Origin of the sequence: Pseudomonas fluorescens, assembly GCF_002022275.1 — a bacterium.
In the GTDB taxonomy this organism is placed as follows: Bacteria; Pseudomonadota; Gammaproteobacteria; order Pseudomonadales; family Pseudomonadaceae; genus Aquipseudomonas; species Aquipseudomonas fluorescens_AJ.
This window is the reverse complement of the sequence record NZ_MSDF01000011.1, coordinates 102,178-119,154: the sequence shown is the minus strand read 5'-3', so window position 1 is coordinate 119,154 and position 16,977 is coordinate 102,178. Positions and strand designations below refer to the sequence as shown.

Annotated in this window: 19 protein-coding genes, 1 tRNA gene and 3 pseudogenes; 13 read left to right on the top strand and 10 right to left on the bottom strand. The window is 58.0% G+C overall.

Annotated features, from left to right (window positions below):
* A pseudogene (locus BFW87_RS32225) lies at positions 1-163 on the top strand (two-component sensor histidine kinase); the annotation flags it as partial.
* Here the strand turns inward: BFW87_RS32225 and BFW87_RS05925 are convergent.
* From BFW87_RS05925 to BFW87_RS05905, 5 genes and pseudogenes are all read right to left on the bottom strand, one after another.
* A complete protein-coding gene (locus BFW87_RS05925) occupies positions 120-590 on the bottom strand; it encodes a hypothetical protein (protein WP_078739009.1) in 471 nt (156 codons plus the stop codon). The pseudogene BFW87_RS32225 and the gene BFW87_RS05925 sit on opposite strands and share 44 nt — an antisense overlap.
* Positions 591-606: 16 nt before the next feature.
* Complete coding sequence (locus tag BFW87_RS05920; RefSeq protein WP_078739003.1) at positions 607-894, bottom strand: colicin E3-like toxin immunity protein; 288 nt, start codon at positions 892-894, stop codon at positions 607-609.
* A gap of 191 nt (positions 895-1,085) precedes the next feature.
* Positions 1,086-1,748 carry a DUF3916 domain-containing protein gene (locus BFW87_RS05915; protein WP_254865854.1) on the bottom strand — a complete coding sequence of 221 codons (663 nt, stop codon included), beginning with the start codon at positions 1,746-1,748 and terminating at the stop codon, positions 1,086-1,088.
* Positions 1,735-1,992: a colicin E3-like toxin immunity protein gene (locus BFW87_RS05910; RefSeq protein WP_078739002.1), complete on the bottom strand. Its 258-nt coding sequence runs from the start codon at positions 1,990-1,992 to the stop codon at positions 1,735-1,737. Before BFW87_RS05910 ends, BFW87_RS05915 begins: the two co-directional genes overlap by 14 nt.
* A 6-nt stretch (positions 1,993-1,998) precedes the next feature.
* Positions 1,999-3,152, bottom strand: a pseudogene (locus BFW87_RS05905) (S-type pyocin domain-containing protein).
* A gap of 532 nt (positions 3,153-3,684) precedes the next feature.
* Between BFW87_RS05905 and BFW87_RS05900 the strand changes: the two are divergent.
* On the top strand, positions 3,685-3,993 hold the full coding sequence (locus tag BFW87_RS05900) for a DUF3077 domain-containing protein (protein WP_078739001.1): 309 nt from the start codon (positions 3,685-3,687) through the stop codon (positions 3,991-3,993).
* 137 nt (positions 3,994-4,130) lie between these two features.
* On the opposite strand, the pseudogene BFW87_RS05895 reads toward BFW87_RS05900, so the two are convergent.
* Positions 4,131-4,502 (bottom strand): annotated as a pseudogene (locus BFW87_RS05895) (PH domain-containing protein).
* 127 nt (positions 4,503-4,629) lie between these two features.
* On the opposite strand from BFW87_RS05895, the gene BFW87_RS05890 reads away from it, so the two are divergent.
* Complete coding sequence (locus BFW87_RS05890; protein ID WP_078739000.1) at positions 4,630-5,265, top strand: LysE family translocator; 636 nt, start codon at positions 4,630-4,632, stop codon at positions 5,263-5,265.
* A gap of 2 nt (positions 5,266-5,267) precedes the next feature.
* Here BFW87_RS05890 and BFW87_RS05885 read toward each other — a convergent pair whose 3' ends face one another.
* Entirely contained in the window at positions 5,268-5,960 is a 693-nt protein-coding gene (locus BFW87_RS05885; protein WP_078738999.1) for an NBR1-Ig-like domain-containing protein, read from the bottom strand.
* A 56-nt stretch (positions 5,961-6,016) separates the two neighbouring features.
* Here BFW87_RS05885 and BFW87_RS05880 point away from each other — a divergent pair, with 56 nt between their 5' ends.
* Complete coding sequence (locus tag BFW87_RS05880; RefSeq protein WP_254865853.1) at positions 6,017-6,742, top strand: LysE/ArgO family amino acid transporter; 726 nt, start codon at positions 6,017-6,019, stop codon at positions 6,740-6,742.
* Here the strand turns inward: BFW87_RS05880 and BFW87_RS05875 are convergent.
* Positions 6,692-7,021: a hypothetical protein gene (locus BFW87_RS05875; protein ID WP_078738997.1), complete on the bottom strand. Its 330-nt coding sequence runs from the start codon at positions 7,019-7,021 to the stop codon at positions 6,692-6,694. The genes BFW87_RS05880 and BFW87_RS05875 overlap by 51 nt on opposite strands.
* 94 nt (positions 7,022-7,115) lie before the next feature.
* Positions 7,116-7,200: transfer RNA gene (locus BFW87_RS05870), tRNA-Leu, on the bottom strand.
* 108 nt (positions 7,201-7,308) lie between these two features.
* Here BFW87_RS05870 and queA point away from each other — a divergent pair.
* The 6 genes from queA (at position 7,309) to BFW87_RS05840 (ending at position 13,397) form a co-directional block, all read left to right on the top strand.
* Entirely contained in the window at positions 7,309-8,373 is a 1,065-nt protein-coding gene (queA, locus tag BFW87_RS05865; protein ID WP_078738996.1) for a tRNA preQ1(34) S-adenosylmethionine ribosyltransferase-isomerase QueA, read from the top strand.
* A 5-nt stretch (positions 8,374-8,378) separates the two neighbouring features.
* Positions 8,379-9,494, top strand: coding sequence for a tRNA guanosine(34) transglycosylase Tgt (gene tgt, locus BFW87_RS05860; protein ID WP_176159715.1), 1,116 nt, complete (start codon positions 8,379-8,381; stop codon positions 9,492-9,494).
* 43 nt (positions 9,495-9,537) lie between these two features.
* Positions 9,538-9,876: a preprotein translocase subunit YajC gene (gene yajC / locus BFW87_RS05855; protein WP_076017553.1), complete on the top strand. Its 339-nt coding sequence runs from the start codon at positions 9,538-9,540 to the stop codon at positions 9,874-9,876.
* Positions 9,877-9,938: 62 nt separating this feature from the next.
* Positions 9,939-11,807: a protein translocase subunit SecD gene (gene secD, locus BFW87_RS05850; RefSeq protein WP_078738994.1), complete on the top strand. Its 1,869-nt coding sequence runs from the start codon at positions 9,939-9,941 to the stop codon at positions 11,805-11,807.
* A gap of 9 nt (positions 11,808-11,816) precedes the next feature.
* Entirely contained in the window at positions 11,817-12,731 is a 915-nt protein-coding gene (gene secF / locus BFW87_RS05845; protein WP_078738993.1) for a protein translocase subunit SecF, read from the top strand.
* Positions 12,732-12,854: 123 nt separating this feature from the next.
* The gene (locus BFW87_RS05840) at positions 12,855-13,397 is read left to right on the top strand and encodes a glycine zipper 2TM domain-containing protein (protein WP_065908615.1); all 543 of its coding nucleotides are present in this window, start codon (positions 12,855-12,857) and stop codon (positions 13,395-13,397) included.
* 222 nt (positions 13,398-13,619) lie between these two features.
* Here BFW87_RS05840 and suhB read toward each other — a convergent pair whose 3' ends face one another.
* On the bottom strand, positions 13,620-14,435 hold the full coding sequence (gene suhB, locus BFW87_RS05835; protein WP_003175971.1) for a type III secretion system regulator SuhB: 816 nt from the start codon (positions 14,433-14,435) through the stop codon (positions 13,620-13,622).
* 145 nt (positions 14,436-14,580) lie between these two features.
* Between suhB and trmJ the strand changes: the two genes are divergently transcribed.
* From trmJ to iscR, 3 genes are all read left to right on the top strand, one after another.
* Positions 14,581-15,351, top strand: coding sequence for a tRNA (cytosine(32)/uridine(32)-2'-O)-methyltransferase TrmJ (gene trmJ, locus BFW87_RS05830; protein ID WP_078738992.1), 771 nt, complete (start codon positions 14,581-14,583; stop codon positions 15,349-15,351).
* A 2-nt stretch (positions 15,352-15,353) separates the two neighbouring features.
* Positions 15,354-16,139, top strand: a complete 786-nt coding sequence (gene cysE / locus BFW87_RS05825; protein ID WP_078738991.1) for a serine O-acetyltransferase — start codon at positions 15,354-15,356, stop codon at positions 16,137-16,139.
* Between the two features lie 299 nt (positions 16,140-16,438).
* Positions 16,439-16,930 (top strand): Fe-S cluster assembly transcriptional regulator IscR, encoded by a 492-nt coding sequence (iscR, locus tag BFW87_RS05820; protein WP_003194020.1) that lies wholly within the window; start codon positions 16,439-16,441, stop codon positions 16,928-16,930.
* Positions 16,931-16,977 lie beyond the last annotated feature (47 nt).

The following is a 16,977-nucleotide window of genomic DNA, read 5'->3' as shown; positions in this document are numbered from 1 at the left end:
GGGGAATGCCAATGGGGCGGGGTTGGGGCTGGCGATAGTGGAGATGATTGTGGGGAAGATTGGATGTAGGTTGACGTTGCGGAATTTGGAGCGGGGTGGGTTGTGTGCGCGGTTGAGCTTTACGGATTGCGCGATGGAACCGGCGGGAAGACCACACCGTTGAAGGTGTGGGTGCAGCAGTCGCAAAACGGCTTCATCAGTTCGGGCGTCAAGTGAGGGTTAACTTTTTGCAGCAGGCCTGTTTCGTCGACCCATAAGCCGCTGAAATAGGCGGATTCATCTGTCCTCACATATTCCTTCTTATCGCATTCATGCAGCGCAACCATCCAGAATACAGGCTCCGGGCGATCGAGGCGGGCGTTGGCTTCGCTGAACACCTTGTCCCACGGCTGACCGACTTTGGACAGGAGAAATCGGAATAGCGGCGTGTAGTCAAAACCGTGTCGTTGGTGGCTGTGCATTGAGCTGCGGGTAGACAGTGAGTCCTTTTCGCTTTTGGTGTGCCGTTCATAACGATAAGCGCAAAAACTGCCATGGCGCACACCATGGGTTCGGGTGTTGACGGAGCGGTAGAGGAGGGGCTTTTTGATTGTGGGTCTCATTGCGTCAGGACGCCTTCTTGGATTGTTTGGGGGGCGGGGGCCAAGCGCCTTGGTAGCGGAAAGAAATTTGATAGTCGTAAAGGTTGGGCGCTATTACATGCTGGAAATGGGGTTGGAGGATTGCTATCCAGCTCGGGAGAACATTGAAAACGTCGGCATATATTGCGGTCTCATCGCTCAAGCCCAGTGCTTCAAAAGAACTGTCGGCGTCGTCGATATCCACTGAATACTCATCTGCTTTCAAGTCATTGCTGTGTTTTTCGTACCAGCGCAATCTGATTTTCATGGCTATTTTTTCGGCTCACCTTCATCGGCAAATTCGACGGTTTGTATTTGTGATCCTTGACGCTGAGTGTGGCCCTTAGGCGTCGCACGCCAAATACAGTGATACAGTTTTTGGAAAGACTGATGAGGCAGGTTTTTCGATGCCGTTGACCTGTTGAGGAGTGAGCGGGTAGTACTCGGGAGTGGGGCGAAGTCGGGCTAAGAGGCCGGACCGAACAAATGCGGATGCTGCGCCTGGAAAGACTTGAAGGTCTGGTATTTCCAGCGCTCACCGCCCGGCTCTTCATCGGTCGTGTTGACCTCGCCGAAGTACCAATGCTCTGACTCGAACGTATATCCGTCTTCATTCTCATGGGTGAAGTGAAAGCCGACTTCGTAAAGCCCCGTTGGCAGGGTCAGGTTCCATTCGGCGGCTAAGCTTCGACCTATGATTCGGGTTTGGCAGAAGTAGTCATAGTCGAAGGGTTGAGTGTGGCCGAGATAGCGAGCTTTATCGGTGTAGACACAGACCCGGCTTGAGAACATGTCCGGAACCATGACGCAGGCGACAATCCAGCATTCAGGGGCGTCGTCTGGTCGTGCTTGAAGCAGATGGCCTGCGACATTGATCAACTGTTGGGCACAGTTCGCCAGAATTTCCGGTGTGGTCTGCTTGCCCTCCACAAGATTTTCGATAACGGGGATTTTTTCGTTTACGAAGTCAGGCTGTAGCGGTAATTCTTTGTAGAAATAGCCTTCGAAACTGTCGGCCCAGCGCGCCAGTGCTCTGAGGTGCCTGGGGATGTTGTGGAGTTTTTTGTTTGTTAGTGAGAGTCTGCGCATCAGATCCAATTTCTCCTGAGTGGAGTCACCGTTGAGCATCTTGGTAATCGAGCGCTACGAAATAGTCGCTGTCTGCAAGAGTGATTTCATGCGCGAAGAATGGCTGTACATGCGATAGCCAATCCCGGCGCAATTCAAACAGGCCGTTATTGACTGCCTCCTCCTTCGAGAGCCCTAGCTTTGTAACGACGGAGTAATCCTCTCCCAAATCCTTTGACTCTTCCGTGCCAACCAACCACTCCGTGGTCTTGTCGAACCACTCCAATCTCACTTTAAGTCCCATGTAGCCTCACAAATACTTTTTGATATTTCGTTTTTTCTTTGCTGGTTTCAGCTGCTTGCCGGTTATATGGCTGAAGGCGCCGAGGTGGCTTCCATCACTTGCCAGGTAGGCTTCCAACTCGCCGTGTTGTGAGTCCCACTCATAAATTGTCCGTCCTTTTTCATCAATCCAGCGCTCTCTTAATCCGGCACCTCCTTGCTTGGGCGTTTTAGGCTTTGCCTTTATCAGATTCAAAAAGCCGGTAATTTGCTCCGCTTTAGGAGCCTTGTGGTACTTGTGATCGCCAGCTAGAACACTGACCACCACATACAGCGGCCGAACCCCCGACTCCACCGGGAACACCAGAATAAAATCCCGGTACTCCGGCGGATAAACCGGGTTCACCAGAATTTGCGCCGCCTTCTCTGTCGGCGGGTAAATCCACATCACCGGCGCCTGCGGCGCAGCCTCCAAAGCCGGAATACCCAGGGTGTCCCCCGGATCAACCGCAGGCGTCCAGACCAGCTCTGCGCCTTCACCCAAATCCGCCACAAACTGATCGCCACGGCGTTGGAACTGCACCACATCAATCATCTGCAATCGGCATGGTTGCCCGTGTAAAACCCATACCCCTTCAGCGTGCCGTCCTCACGCTGCTCAACCTGCAAACGCATCTGAGACCGCGCCCGCTGCATCGAACGCAGCTGCTCCTCACTGTAGAGCGCGCTGTCGCCCAGCTCTGAGGGCCAAACCAGCGCCACCAAGCCCATCAGCAGCCCACCGGCGACTGTGCCAGCGGCGGTGGCTGCCGACTCCACCACCGCCGTACGCAACGCCAACTGCCCCAAGCCAACGGGCAGGGCACTGCCACTGATCTTGCTCAGAGCGATCGCGCCCTGGCTGTCCACCTCGCGCCCACCCAACAGGCTGAAATGGCCGTAGTCCTTGATCAGCTCCAGCGGTACGTAACCGGTGGGGTTGGTGTAGTGAATGATGCCGTCGGGCAGTTGGCAGGGTTTGGTGAAGGTGCAACCAGGAAGTTTGGCAGGCACAGGTTTTGGCGCGGGTGTGGGAGTGAATGGATTGATCGGCGGTGAGTAGGGCGCGCGCGGCGGTTGCCGGCTCAGGATTCGACGCCTGAGCTTTTCTTCTTCGGTGGGAGGGTAAAAGCGTTCTGACATGACCGGCTCACTTCCTTGTGCTGGGGGAGTGAGCGTACGAGGGCGGATTGGAAGCTGATGTCGGGGTTATTCGATGGTGGATGTGGGAAAAGGCGCCTGAATCCTTGCGCTCTCTAGTACGGGCAGTTGCGCTGGTTCATCCGCGCGTTCAGATCTTCAGTTAGACACTTTTCGGCACATACTTCAGCTTTTACATAAGTGCTTTCCAAACTACCTTCGCAGCCGTCACTGCAAATTCAGTGACCGGGCCTGATAACCCGTGGAACAATAGGCGCTAAAGCGTCTTCAGCACTATGCCGGCGCTTTTTTTTGCGTCCGCACATCCGTGTTATGGCGGCTGTGCGCGGGAGGCCTTCGGGCCTGCCGGGTTCCTATTGTCCCGGTTTATCAGCCTGCGCACAGCTGCCACCCTTTCGCCTGATAACGAATGTGGCAGCTTCTCGACACTAGGAGCTAAATCCATGAGCGTTTCTGACAGGTCGTACCCTCGTAGCACTGCAACCGAAACTCCGGCTAAATCCGGAGGTGCCCAATGATCAACCCACCCCTCAACAAAACCCTCGGCGTCATCACCTTCTCCACCTGCGGCAATCAACCAAACCTGCACCGCCTTTTCCGCGTCAACGCTGGCGTGCCTATTCGCGAAGCCCTGGAGCATGCCTCCGAGCTGTTGCACTGTTCCAAAATGCTCGCGCTGGACGCTGCCATGGATACGAGCGCGGACCGTTATGCGTGGGCGGCGCATTATTTGGGGGAGATGGCGAAGGCGGTGGTGGATGATTTGGCGAATGGGATGTTGCCGAATGGGGTGATGGAGGAGGGGGAGGCGGTTGGTGTGTAGTCGGGTAAATTGAGGGTGTTGGGGCTGGCGTCATCGCAGGCAAGCCAGCTCCCACATTTTTGATCCGCATGTACTTGCTACACCGTGTAAGCAGTTAAAGAGACCTTGGGAAGCCAAGGTCTTTTTTTGCCTGTTGATCAGCTCAGTAGGTGCCTGGAAATGATCCGGGAGATTTCGACGATTGAGGTCTTGCCGGTGAATTCGAACTTCACTTTTCCCAGCGACGAAAATTAAATCTCCAGCTCCGAGTCCAGGTCAAACGTGCCGGACGTTTCCACCGAATACGCCACGATGTTTTTGTACGGCAACGAGGTGAAGTCTTTCTTGCTGCCGGTAATCCCCTGCACGTTCACGGCGATGATGCGTTTGGTGGTGAACACCACGCCGTCGCGCATCGCCTTGTAGGCGTCGACTATTTCTTCATCGTCCAGCAGCAGAGCCGAGACGCGTTCGGCGTATTCATTGTTTTGTTTGAGCTTGAAGAAGCCTTTGTTGTTGAAGTCGATCATGGGCCTGCCTCTTGGGTGTATGCCGTTTTGGTCGCGGATCTGTATCTAACGCGGGCATTTTGAACGCCCTACCATGGCGGCCAACCTTGCAACCTTGGCTAGATGTTTCAAAAAACGGAGCCCGACGATGCCCGAACTGTCCAGCTGGCTGGCTTATGCGCTGATCTCCCTCGGCATGGTGCTCACGCCCGGCCCGAACATGATCTACCTCATTTCGCGCTCGATTTGCCAGGGGCGCACGGCCGGTTTGATCTCGCTGGGCGGGGTTGCGGTGGGGTTTGTGGTTTACATGCTGTGTGCGGCGTTGGGGATCACTGCGTTGGTGATGGCGGTGCCCTTTGCCTACGACGCGCTGCGAATCGGCGGCGCGTTGTATCTGATTTATCTCGCGTGGCAGGCGCTCAAACCGGGTGGGCGTTCGCCGTTCCAGGTGCGGGATTTGCCCAAAGACAGCCCGCGCAAGCTGTTCATGATGGGCTTTGTGACCAACCTGCTGAACCCCAAGGTGGCGGTGATGTATTTGTCGCTGCTGCCGCAGTTCATCGACCCGAACGGCCATGGCAGTGTTTTGACGCAATCGTTGATATTGGGCTTTACGCAGATCGCAATCAGCGTGAGCGTTAACTCAGTGATTGCCATCATGGCGGGCTCCATCGCGGTGTTCTTTGTCACCCGTCCGGGTTGGCAGGTGGTGCAGCGCTGGCTGATGGGGTCGGTGTTGATGGGGCTGGCGGTGCGGATGGCGGTGGAAGGGCGGCGCTAGGGTCAGCGCGCCATGACGTTGACGATCACGTGCAGGATGAAAGCGGGGCCATAGCAGGCTTGACCGTGTTCATCCTCGATCCGCCAGATTGACGTGACCGTGCAGGTTTCCTTCGGCGCGGCGAATTCGACGGTGATGTGCACCGGCTGACCGGGCAGGGTTTCGGCGATCGGGATTTCGTTGTTCAGGCTGCGCAGGTGCGTGTCCATCACCACTTCCAAGAGCGCGCCCGAGTCGGTGCGGCGGGCGATGACGTATTCGCCGTCTAGCCGTACCAGCTTCCGCCCGCGCCAAGGGCGGGTGCCGAGGTTCTGGATCTCCCAGATTTTCTGAAAGGTTTCACCGGGCAGCACGACGGTTTGGTCGGGCGTGGTGACGTCTGCGTTGAATACGGCGATGTCGCTGGGATCGCGCAGGTTGATGGCGCGGTTGGTGGCGGCCATTGCATGGGCGTCGGCTGGTGCGCCGGCCAGGTCGGCGAAGTAGCGGAAGAGTAATAGTGGGGAGACATGGAGCGCTTTGGCCAGTTTGATCAGGGTGCGTACAGAGGGATCTTGTGAGGCGCCGCCTGCCAATCCGTACAGGTAGGTTCGGGAAATACCGGCTTCCTTGGCCAAGGTGGTCATGGATTTGCCCAGTTCTCGGCTGCGTCGGGTAATCAGCGCCCTTAGGGTGTCTCGCGTTCTGATAGTCATGCCTCACCTTTGTACGCCAAAAAAGACAACCTGCTCGCCGCTGCGTTTAGTGAGGTATGCACACTACACGCCGCGCTGACCGTTGCGATTCTGGCGTGTGTTTCATTCCTTTACATCAAATTCGAAAGGTCGCCATGACGCCTTACTTCATCGAGGGGTTGGTGCTTGGCCTCGGGCTTTTTATCGCCCCTGGCCCAAAAGACACCTTGGTCATCCGCCAAGCTGTCAGTCGCGGTCCCATCTGGGGCGTGGTCGCTATCTGCGTGCTGGCCGATGTCCTGCTGATTGCTGGTGGCGTCACAGGACTAGGTTCGCTGCTGGAAAGTTGGCCAGAGGTGATGGCAGTGATGCTGGTATCCAGCGCGGCTTATCTGTTGTGGTTCGGTAGCCAACGCTTGCTCGCCTGCATCCGTAACCAATCCATGCCGGACACTCGAGGCGGCAACTCACAACGAGGGCTGTTGCGCTCAGCGGTGGTTCTCGGCTTCGCCAACCCCTACGCCTGGCTCGATACCGTTGTGCTGATCGGCTCTATCGGCGCGGCCAAACCCTCGGGCCAACAAGCGCTATTCGCGACAGGCGCGATGACGGCGTCATTGGTGTGGTTTGTGTTCCTGGCGCTGGGTTGCCAGCGATTGACGGGGCTGTTTCGTTTGCCCGTCGTCTGGCGATGGCTGGACGCGGGCGTGGCGGTGTTGATGGTTTATCTGGCGGGAATGCTGATTACCGACTCACTGGATATCTTTCAGGTAGTCCTGAAGGTGGGTCAACGGGGCGCTTAGTTCTTCAAGGCTATGCGCCTGCTGCACTTCTACGGACAGTTTGAGCAATTCACGGCCGAGCACCGTTTCGGCGCCCCCTAGCGCGTTCAATGCCTGGGAGACGCACTCATCCAGCTTCCCCTGAATCCCGACCAAATCCCCCTGGCGCACCAACAACCCAAATACTTCCCGCTCATACCCATCCATCACCAAATCATCCCGCAGAATCGGGCTCGCGCCTTCTGTCTCATGCACCAGCTTGAGAGCAAAAAGCGCAACAGCTTCCAGCGTCAATTCCATGGTCCCGGCTCCTCGGTTTCTGCGTGCGCCTGCACAGTCTCACTTTTCTGCAGACGAAAAAAAAGACCTTGAATTTCAAGGTCTTTCTTTAAGATGGTGCCCCGAGGGAGAATCGAACTCCCACTTCTTTCGAAAACGGATTTTGAATCCGCCGCGTCTACCAATTCCGCCATCAGGGCTCAATGGCGGCGAAGTATAGAGATGAGATTACCGTTGGTCAATCACGTTTCATGGTCTATTTTCACTATTTCCGCTAGACTTCCCGGCCCTGCTAGACGAACCCCATCATGCGCGTTGCTGACTTTACTTTTGAGCTCCCTGATTCGCTGATCGCTCGCCACCCTTTGGCCGAGCGTCGCGCCAGTCGACTGCTGACCCTGGACGGGGTGAGCGGTGCCCTCGCACACCGTCAATTCACTGATTTGCTTGAGCATTTACGCCCTGGCGATCTGATGGTGTTCAACAATACCCGGGTGATTCCGGCACGGCTGTTTGGCCAGAAAGCGTCCGGCGGCAAGCTGGAAATTCTGGTGGAGCGGGTGCTGGACAGCCATCGCGTGCTGGCCCATGTGCGCTCCAGCAAGTCGCCGAAACCGGGTTCGAATATCCTCATCGATGGCGGTGGCGAGGCCGAGATGGTCGCGCGCCATGATGCGTTGTTCGAGCTCAAGTTCGCCGAGGAAGTGTTGCCGTTGCTGGAGCGCGTCGGCCATATGCCGTTGCCTCCTTATATAGACCGCCCCGACGAAGACTCGGACCGCGAGCGCTATCAGACGGTGTACTCCCAGCGCCTCGGCGCGGTAGCCGCGCCAACAGCCGGGCTGCATTTCGACCAGTTGCTGCTGGATGCGATTGCCGCCAAGGGCGTCGAGAGCGCCTATGTGACCCTGCACGTGGGGGCCGGCACGTTTCAGCCGGTGCGTGTGGATAACATCGAAGACCACCATATGCACAGCGAGTGGCTGGAAGTCAGCCAGGAAGTGGTGGATGCGGTGGCGGCGTGCAAGGCGCGTGGCGGTCGGGTGGTTGCCGTGGGCACAACCAGCGTGCGTTCGCTGGAGAGTGCGGCGCGCGATGGCGTGCTCAAGCCGTTCAGTGGCGACACCGATATCTTTATCTTCCCGGGCCGGCCGTTCCATGTGGTCGATTGCCTGGTGACCAACTTCCATTTGCCGGAATCCACGCTGTTGATGCTGGTGTCGGCATTTGCCGGTTATCCGGAAACCATGGCCGCCTACCGGGCCGCCATCGACAATGGATACCGTTTTTTCAGCTACGGTGATGCGATGTTTATCACCCGTAACCCTGCGCCGACTGCTCCCAAAGAAGCGGGCCTTGAGGAACCACTATGAGTCGTATGTCGTTTGAATTGTTGGCCACGGATGGCAAGGCTCGTCGTGGTCGCCTCACGTTCCCGCGCGGCACCGTCGAGACCCCGGCGTTCATGCCGGTCGGTACCTACGGCACCGTTAAAGGCATGATGCCCCGCGACATCGTCGCCACCGGTGCCGAGATCATCCTCGGCAACACCTTCCACCTGTGGCTGCGCCCGGGCACGGAAGTGATCAAGAAGCATGGCGACTTGCATGACTTCATGAAGTGGCAAGGCCCGATCCTCACCGATTCCGGTGGTTTCCAGGTGTTCAGCCTGGGCGCCATGCGCAAGATCAAGGAAGAGGGCGTGACCTTCGCCTCGCCGGTCGACGGTTCCAAAGTGTTCATGGGCCCGGAAGAATCGATGCAGGTGCAGCGCGACCTCGGCTCCGACATCGTGATGATCTTCGACGAGTGCACGCCGTACCCGGCTGACGAAGACGTGGCGCGCGTTTCCATGGAGTTGTCGTTGCGTTGGGCCCAGCGCTCGAAAAACGCCCACGGCGACAACACCGCGGCGCTGTTCGGCATCGTCCAGGGTGGCATGCACGAAAGCTTGCGCAAACGCTCGCTGGAAGGCCTCGACAAGATCGGCTTTGACGGCCTGGCCATCGGCGGTTTGTCGGTGGGCGAGCCCAAGCACGAGATGATCAAGGTGCTGGATTACCTGCCGGGCCTGATGCCCGCTGAAAAACCTCGTTACCTTATGGGCGTTGGCAAACCGGAGGATCTCGTAGAGGGTGTGCGCCGCGGTGTGGACATGTTCGATTGCGTGATGCCAACCCGTAATGCCCGCAATGGGCATCTGTTCATCGATACAGGCGTGCTGAAGATCCGTAACGCGTTCCATCGCCATGATGATTCGCCGCTGGATCCCACCTGTGACTGCTACACCTGCCAGAACTTCTCGCGTGCTTATCTGCACCATCTGGACAAGTGCGGGGAAATGCTGGGTAGCATGTTGAATACCATCCACAATTTGCGTCACTACCAAGTCCTGATGGCTGGTTTGCGCGAGGCTATTCAACAGGGTACATTGGCCGCCTTCGTCGATGCCTTCTATGCCAAGCGCGGGCTCCCTGTGCCGCCCTTGGACTGAGTTTTCCGACCCTAAGATTCACTATTTGCAACTGGAGTGCTAAATGAGCTTTTTTATCTCTAACGCCATGGCTGACGCCGCTGCGCCTGCTGCTGCCGGCCCATTGGGCGGTGGTTTCGAGTGGATTTTCCTGGTCGGCTTCCTGGTCATCTTCTACCTGATGATCTGGCGTCCACAGGCCAAGCGCGCCAAAGAGCAGAAAAACCTGCTGGGCAGCCTGCAGAAAGGCGACGAAGTTGTGACCACCGGCGGTATCGCTGGCAAGATCACCAAGGTTTCCGACGCTTTCGTGGTTCTGGAAGTCTCCGACACCGTAGAAATGAAGTTCCAGAAGGGCGCCATTGCCGCCACGCTGCCAAAAGGCACGCTGAAAGCGATCTGAGTAACAACCTTTACCAATCGACGGGGCGCGCAAGGCGCCCCGCGTTATAAGCGGGCGGCGTGATGCTGAACAAATACCCTCTGTGGAAATACGTACTGATCCTGGCGGTGCTGGCGATCGGTTTTATTTATTCCGCTCCCAATCTTTATCCTGATGACCCTGCGATCCAGATCACTGGCGCCAGCACCTCGCTGCAAGTCAATCAGGCTGACCTGGAACGCGCGAGCAAAGCGCTGACCGACGCGGGCATCCAGGTTAAAGCGGCAACGTTGGCAGCTGATGCGAAGGGCGGTTTGTTGCGCCTGACCAAGGCAGAAGACCAATTGCCGGCCAAAGACGTTGTGCGCAAGGCCATGGGTGACGACTACGTTGTCGCGCTCAACCTGGCACAGACCACGCCAAAATGGCTGCGCAGCATTGGCGCGCACCCGATGAAGCTGGGTCTGGACTTGTCCGGTGGTGTTCACTTCCTGTTGGAAGTCGACATGGACAAAGCCCTCGACGCACGCCTGAAAGTCTATGAAGGCGACGTGAAGAGCCTGCTGCGCAAAGAAAAACTGCGTTATCGCAGCCTGCCGCAGCTCAACGGTGCCATCCAGCTGGGCTTCTCTGACGAAGCGTCGCGCGAACAGGCCCGTGCCCTGATCCGTAAGAATTTCAATGATTTCGATATCGTACCCGCCGACCTCAACGGTCAGGCTGTACTGCGTCTGGCGATGAGCCCGGCCAAGATCGCGGAAATCCGTGAATACTCCATCAAGCAGAACTTGACCACGGTACGTAACCGCGTCAACGAGCTGGGTGTGGCCGAGCCGATCGTTCAGCGTCAGGGTGCCAACCGCATCGTGGTTGAACTACCGGGCGTACAGGACACTGCTGAAGCCAAGCGTATCCTGGGTAAAACCGCCAACCTGGAATTCCGCCTGGCGGCTGACCCGGGTGCTACTCGCGCGACTTCCGAAGAGTTTGAGTTCCGTGAAGGCAACCGTCCTCCAGCGTTGATCGAGCGTGGCTTGATCATCACCGGTGACCAGGTGACTGACGCTAAAGCCGGTTTCGGCGAGCACGGTACGCCTGAAGTGAACATCCGTCTGGATGGCCACGGTGGCGAATTGATGAGCCGCGCCACGCGCAGCAACGTCGGTCGCAGCATGGCGGTGATCTTCATCGAGCAGCGTCCGGTTACCACCTACACCAAGCAAATGGTGAATGGTGTTGAGAAAGACGTGCCGGTGCAGACCTTTAAAGAAGAGAAGAAGATCATCAGCCTGGCGACCATCCAGTCGCCGCTGGGTGCTCAATTCCGCATCACCGGCCTGAACGGCCAGGGCGAATCGTCCGAACTGGCGCTGCTGTTGCGTGCCGGTGGCCTGGCGGCGCCGATGTACTTCGCTGAAGAACGCACCATTGGCCCAAGCCTGGGTGCCGACAACATCACCAAGGGTATCGACGCCGCCTTGTGGGGCATGCTGTTCGTTTCCCTGTTCATCATTGCCATCTACCGCTTCTTCGGCGTGATCGCCACCGTAGCCCTGGCGGGCAACATGGTGATGCTGCTGGCCTTGATGTCGCTGCTGGGCGCTACGCTGACCCTGCCAGGTATCGCCGGTATCGTACTGACCATGGGTATGGCGGTAGACGCCAACGTGCTGATCTTCTCGCGGATTCGTGAAGAGATCGCCAATGGCATGACGGTACAGCGTGCAATCAACGAAGGCTTCGGCCGGGCATTTACCGCGATTCTCGACTCCAACTTGACCACTTTGCTGGTCGGCGGGATTCTCTTTGCCATGGGCACCGGCCCGGTCAAAGGTTTTGCGGTAACCATGTCCCTCGGTATCTTTACCTCGATGTTCACGGCCATCATGGTGACCCGCGCAATGGTCAACCTGATCTTTGGCGGGCGTGACTTCAAGAAGTTGTGGATTTAAGGGGCTGCCATGTTACGTACAATCAACTTCATGGGCGTTCGCAACATTGCGTTCGGCGTCACTGTGCTCCTTACCGTTCTGGCGTTGTTCAGCTGGTTCCATAAGGGTCTGAACTACGGTCTGGACTTCACCGGCGGTACGCTCATCGAGCTGACCTACGAGAAGCCGGCCGACGTTACCCTGGTGCGCAACGAGCTGGTCAAGGCCGGCTATCACGAAGCCATCGTGCAGAGCTTTGGTGCAACCACTGACCTGCTGGTGCGTATGCCAGGCGAAGACCCGCAACTGGGTCACCAGGTTGCCGAGGCCTTGCAGAAGGTCGGCGGCGATAACCCGGCGTCGGTTAAGCGCGTCGAGTTCGTGGGCCCGCAAGTCGGTGAAGAGCTGCGCGACCAGGGCGGCCTCGGCATGCTGATGGCGCTGGTCGGCATCATGATCTACCTGGCGTTCCGCTTTCAGTGGAAGTTTGGTGTCGGCGCGATTGTCTCGCTGATCCACGACGTGGTGGTGACCGTGGGTATTCTGGCCTACTTCCAGATCACCTTCGACCTGACGGTGCTGGCAGCGGTATTGGCGATCATTGGTTACTCGCTCAACGACACCATCGTGGTATTCGACCGGGTTCGTGAGAACTTCCGCGTGCTGCGCAAGGCGACGTTGATCGAGAACATCAACATCTCCACCACCCAGACCCTGCTGCGGACCATGGCAACGTCGATCTCCACGCTGTTGGCGATTGCGGCCCTGATGATCTTCGGCGGCGACAACCTGTGGGGCTTCTCGCTGTCGCTGTTTATCGGCGTGCTGGCGGGTACCTACTCGTCGATCTACATCGCCAACGTGGTGCTGATCTGGCTGAACCTCAACAGCGAAGACTTGATCCCTCCTGCTGCTACCGGCAAGGAGGTCGACGACCGCCCTTGATGGGCGTTTGTTGATCTGCTGTTACAAAGAAGGCACGAGTATTGAACTCGTGCCTTTTTTTTTGCTCCAAGGCTGGGTATAGCGCGGACGTTTCAGTCCGCTTGTGATGGTCAGGAGGTTCACGTGAACAAGTCGTTACTGGTTGGTGCGGTATTGGGTGCTGTCGGTGTGACTGCCGGGGGTGCTGTTGCCACCTACAGCCTGGTAAAAAGCGGCCCTGAGTATGCGCAAGTGCTGGCAGTGCAGCCGGTGAAAACCCAGATCAAGACCCCACGCGAAGTCTGCAAGGACGTCGCTGTGACCCGGCAGAAGCCGGTGCAGGATCAGCATCAAATCGTCGGCACCGTGGTCGGTGCACTGGCCGGTGGCCTGTTGGGCAACCAGGTCGGTGGCGGTAATGGCAAGAAGCTGGCGACTGTCGCCGGTGCGGTAGGTGGTGGTTACGCCGGTAACAAGGTTCAGGAAGGCATGCAGAACCGCGATACCTACACCACGACGCAGACTCGCTGTAACACCGTTAACGACATCAGCGACAAGGTTGTCGGGTATGACGTGCGTTACAACCTGGATGGCAAGGAAGGTTCGGTGCGCATGGACCGTGATCCGGGTGGCCAGATTCCTGTGGATAAAGAAGGTCGTTTGATCCTGGGCCAGAACCAGCAGTAGTTCCCAGGCCTGCAATCGATCCAAATGTGGGAGCTGGCTTGTGTGGGAGCTGGCTTGCCTGCGATGCAGACACCTCGGTCTTTCGTGTAAGACCACAGTGATGCTATCGCAGGCAAGCCAGCTCCCACATTGGATTTTGTTCAGGTCAGTTGGGGCTGGGGTTTCCCCAAATCCCAGGCATAAAAAAAGCACCCCTCGGGGTGCTTTTTTGTGGTCGCTCGCTTAACGCTTCAGCGAAGCCGGCAGGTGCGGCTGGATAGCCGTCAGTACTGCTTTAAAGCATTTGGTGTTACCGGCAACCACGTGGCCTTTCTCAAGGAAGTCGTGACCGCCAGTGAAGTCGCTCACCAAGCCGCCGGCTTCCTGAATCAGCAGCGCACCCGCAGCCATGTCCCACTCGGACAGGCCCGACTCCCAGAACGCATCAAAACGACCGGCGGCAACGTAAGCCAAGTCCAGGCTCGCAGCGCCAGCGCGACGGATGCCGGCCGTCTGGCCAACCAGGGCGCGGAACATGCCCAGGTAGTTTTCCAGGTTGTCCATCTGGTCGTCACGGAACGGGAAGCCGGTACCCAGCAGGGCGCCGTCAAGGCTGGTGCGGCCGCTGACACGCAGGCGGCGACCATTCAGTTGGGCGCCACGGCCACGGCTGGCGGTGAATTCTTCCTGGCGAACCGGGTCCAGAACAACGGCGTGTTCCAGGCGGCCACGGTATTTGCAGGCGATGCTCACGGCAAAGTGCGGGATGCCGCGCAGGAAGTTGGTGGTGCCATCCAGTGGGTCGATGATCCACAGGTAGTCTTCGCCTTCGCCGCTGCCTTTGTGCAGGCCGGTTTCTTCACCGAGGATGCCGTGGGTAGGGTAGGCCTTGCGCAGAGCGTCGATGATTTTCTGTTCTGCGGCGCGATCCACCTCGGACACATAATCCTTGGCGTCTTTTTCGTCGACCTTGATGGTATCCAGGCGCTCGATGGAGCGGAAGATCAATTCACTGGCGCTGCGGGCGGCGCGCAGCGCGATATTCAGCATGGGCTGCATGGATGTGTCACCTAAGGTTGTTAAAGAAAGCCGAGCATTCTAGCAGAAACTTTCTTCAGGTGAAGGACGACGTTAGCTTTCATGGCATAACCTTAGGCTGTTCTGTAAGATTTGCTCCCCTTTCCCGTGTCCGAGAGCGCCTCCCTTGCTGCAAAACATACGTGTCGTCTTGGTCAATACCAGTCACCCCGGCAACATCGGCGGGGTGGCGCGAGCCATGAAAAACATGGGGCTGACGCGCCTGGTGCTGGTCGACCCGCGCGTGTTCCCGCACCACGAGGCCGATGCCCGCGCGTCCGGCGCCAATGACCTGCTGGAAAACGCCCAGGTTGTCGCCACCCTGGAAGACGCATTGGTCGGCTGCAACCTGGTGCTCGGCACCAGCGCCCGTGACCGTCGCATCCCCTGGCCGCTGCTGGATCCGCGTGAGTGCGGCACCAAAGTAGTCGAAGAGGCCGCCGGCGGCGCCGAAATCGCCTTGGTATTTGGCCGTGAGGACTCCGGCCTGACTAATGAAGAGCTGCAGCGATGTCATTACCACGTGCACATTCCATCAGACCCTGAGTTCAGCTCGCTGAACCTCGGGGCAGCGGTGCAGGTGTTGAGTTATGAAGTGCGCATGGCCTGGCTGGCCGCACAAGGTCAGCCGAGCAAAGTGGAAAAGGACGAAGTCGCGTCGACCAAAAGTGGCGAGTTGGCCACCATGGACGAGCTGGAGCGGTTCTATGAGCACTTGGAGCAAACCCTGGTGGCCATCGAATTTCTCGACCCTGAAAAACCACGCCACTTGATGGCGCGCCTGCGTCGCCTGTACGGGCGCAGCTCGGTCAGCCGGGCGGAAATGAATATATTGCGTGGCATCCTCACGGAAACCCAAAAAGCGGCCCGTGGTGAGCTTCTTAAGCGGAAGGATTAAAAATGTTCGAGCGTTTGCGAGAAGATATCCAGAGTGTTTTCCACCGAGACCCGGCGGCGCGCAACGCCTTTGAAGTGCTGACCTGCTACCCGGGCATGCACGCGATCTGGATTCACCGCCTGTCCGGCGCCTTGTGGGGCATGGGCTGGAAATGGCTGGCGCGGCTGGTCTCCAACTTCGGTCGCTGGTTGACCGGGATCGAGATTCACCCGGGGGCCAAGGTGGGGCGTCGCTTCTTTATTGATCACGGTATGGGCATCGTGATTGGCGAGACGGCCGAGATTGGTGATGACGTGACGCTTTATCAGGGTGTGACGCTGGGCGGTACCAGTTGGAACAAAGGCAAGCGCCACCCGACGTTGGGCGATGGCGTGGTGGTGGGGGCGGGCGCCAAGGTGTTGGGGCCGTTTACTGTTGGTGCGGGTGCCAAGGTCGGCTCCAACGCCGTAGTCACCAAGGCTGTACCGCCCGGCGCAACTGTTGTGGGTATTCCTGGCCGAATCATCGTCAAGCCGGAAGTCGGCGATGAGCAGGAAGCCAAGCGCAAGGCCATGGCCGAGAAGATCGGTTTTGATGCTTATGGTGTCAGCGAAGACATGCCCGACCCGGTGGCTCGCGCCATTGGCCAGTTGCTGGATCATCTGCAAGCCGTGGATGGCAAGTTGGAGGGTATGTGCGGCGCGCTGAAGGATCTGGGCAGCCCTTACTGTGCGAAAGATCTGCCTGAGCTGCGCGAAGAAGATTTCGCCGAGATCAAGAGCGAAACTGCCACCACCAAGGCAGGCTAGGTCTCAAGGTCGACAAAAGTCTCCTGTGGGAGCTGGCTTGCCTGCGATAGCGGTCTGCCAGCCACCCCTTGAGTCACTGATCCACCGCTATCGCAGGCAAGCCAGCTCCCACATTTGCTCTCCATTGGTCTTGAGATCACGGCCAGGCCCTGTTCCCGCTGTTCCATCCCACCCCATCCTGCTATGCTTCGCGCGCCCTTTTACGGCTAATCCTGACTAAAGTACTAGGTCTTATAGTTGACTTAAATACTCGGGAATCGCATACTTGCCCCCATTCTGAAACACCTTGGTACTTGTCCATGAGACTGACTACAAAAGGCCGATACGCGGTAACCGCCATGCTGGATCTGGCCTTGCACGCGCAAACTGGGCCGGTGTCCCTGGCCGATATCTCCGAGCGCCAAGGCATTTCCCTGTCCTACCTTGAGCAACTGTTCGCCAAATTGCGCCGCAGCAATCTGGTCTCCAGCGTGCGTGGGCCGGGTGGTGGCTATCAGTTGTCCCGCGACATGCAGGGCATTCAGGTCGCTCAGGTGATCGACGCGGTCAACGAATCCGTCGATGCCACCAAATGCCAGGGCCTGGGTGATTGCCATGCCGGCGACACCTGCCTGACGCACCACCTGTGGTGTGACTTGAGCCTGCAGATCCATGAGTTTTTGAGTGGTATCAGCTTGGCTGATCTTGTGACTCGCCGTGAGGTGCAAGAAGTAGCCCAGCGTCAGGACCAGCGCCGTTGCAACACCAAGGCGCCGCGTCTGGACAAGATTGAAGCGTCCGCCGTCGAGTGACAGCCGAAGAGCTAACGGCACGCCAGCCAGCCTGATTTAGGAGAAAG

Excerpts from the sequence above, each read along its gene's own strand:
- BFW87_RS05875 (WP_078738997.1), bottom strand. The coding sequence starts at position 7,021 with ATGGAATTGACGCTGGAAGCTGTTGCGCTTTTTGCTCTCAAGCTGGTG.
- queA (WP_078738996.1), top strand. The coding sequence starts at position 7,309 with ATGCGCGTTGCTGACTTTACTTTTGAGCTCCCTGATTCGCTGATCGCT.
- yajC (WP_076017553.1), top strand. The coding sequence starts at position 9,538 with ATGAGCTTTTTTATCTCTAACGCCATGGCTGACGCCGCTGCGCCTGCT.
- BFW87_RS05890 (WP_078739000.1), top strand. The coding sequence starts at position 4,630 with ATGCCCGAACTGTCCAGCTGGCTGGCTTATGCGCTGATCTCCCTCGGC.
- BFW87_RS05910 (WP_078739002.1), bottom strand. The coding sequence starts at position 1,992 with ATGGGACTTAAAGTGAGATTGGAGTGGTTCGACAAGACCACGGAGTGG.
- tgt (WP_176159715.1), top strand. The coding sequence starts at position 8,379 with ATGTCGTTTGAATTGTTGGCCACGGATGGCAAGGCTCGTCGTGGTCGC.
- BFW87_RS05915 (WP_254865854.1), bottom strand. The coding sequence starts at position 1,748 with ATGCTCAACGGTGACTCCACTCAGGAGAAATTGGATCTGATGCGCAGA.
- cysE (WP_078738991.1), top strand. The coding sequence starts at position 15,354 with ATGTTCGAGCGTTTGCGAGAAGATATCCAGAGTGTTTTCCACCGAGAC.
- iscR (WP_003194020.1), top strand. The coding sequence starts at position 16,439 with ATGAGACTGACTACAAAAGGCCGATACGCGGTAACCGCCATGCTGGAT.
- secF (WP_078738993.1), top strand. The coding sequence starts at position 11,817 with ATGTTACGTACAATCAACTTCATGGGCGTTCGCAACATTGCGTTCGGC.
- suhB (WP_003175971.1), bottom strand. The coding sequence starts at position 14,435 with ATGCAGCCCATGCTGAATATCGCGCTGCGCGCCGCCCGCAGCGCCAGT.
- BFW87_RS05900 (WP_078739001.1), top strand. The coding sequence starts at position 3,685 with ATGATCAACCCACCCCTCAACAAAACCCTCGGCGTCATCACCTTCTCC.
- secD (WP_078738994.1), top strand. The coding sequence starts at position 9,939 with ATGCTGAACAAATACCCTCTGTGGAAATACGTACTGATCCTGGCGGTG.
- BFW87_RS05880 (WP_254865853.1), top strand. The coding sequence starts at position 6,017 with ATGCACACTACACGCCGCGCTGACCGTTGCGATTCTGGCGTGTGTTTC.
- BFW87_RS05885 (WP_078738999.1), bottom strand. The coding sequence starts at position 5,960 with ATGACTATCAGAACGCGAGACACCCTAAGGGCGCTGATTACCCGACGC.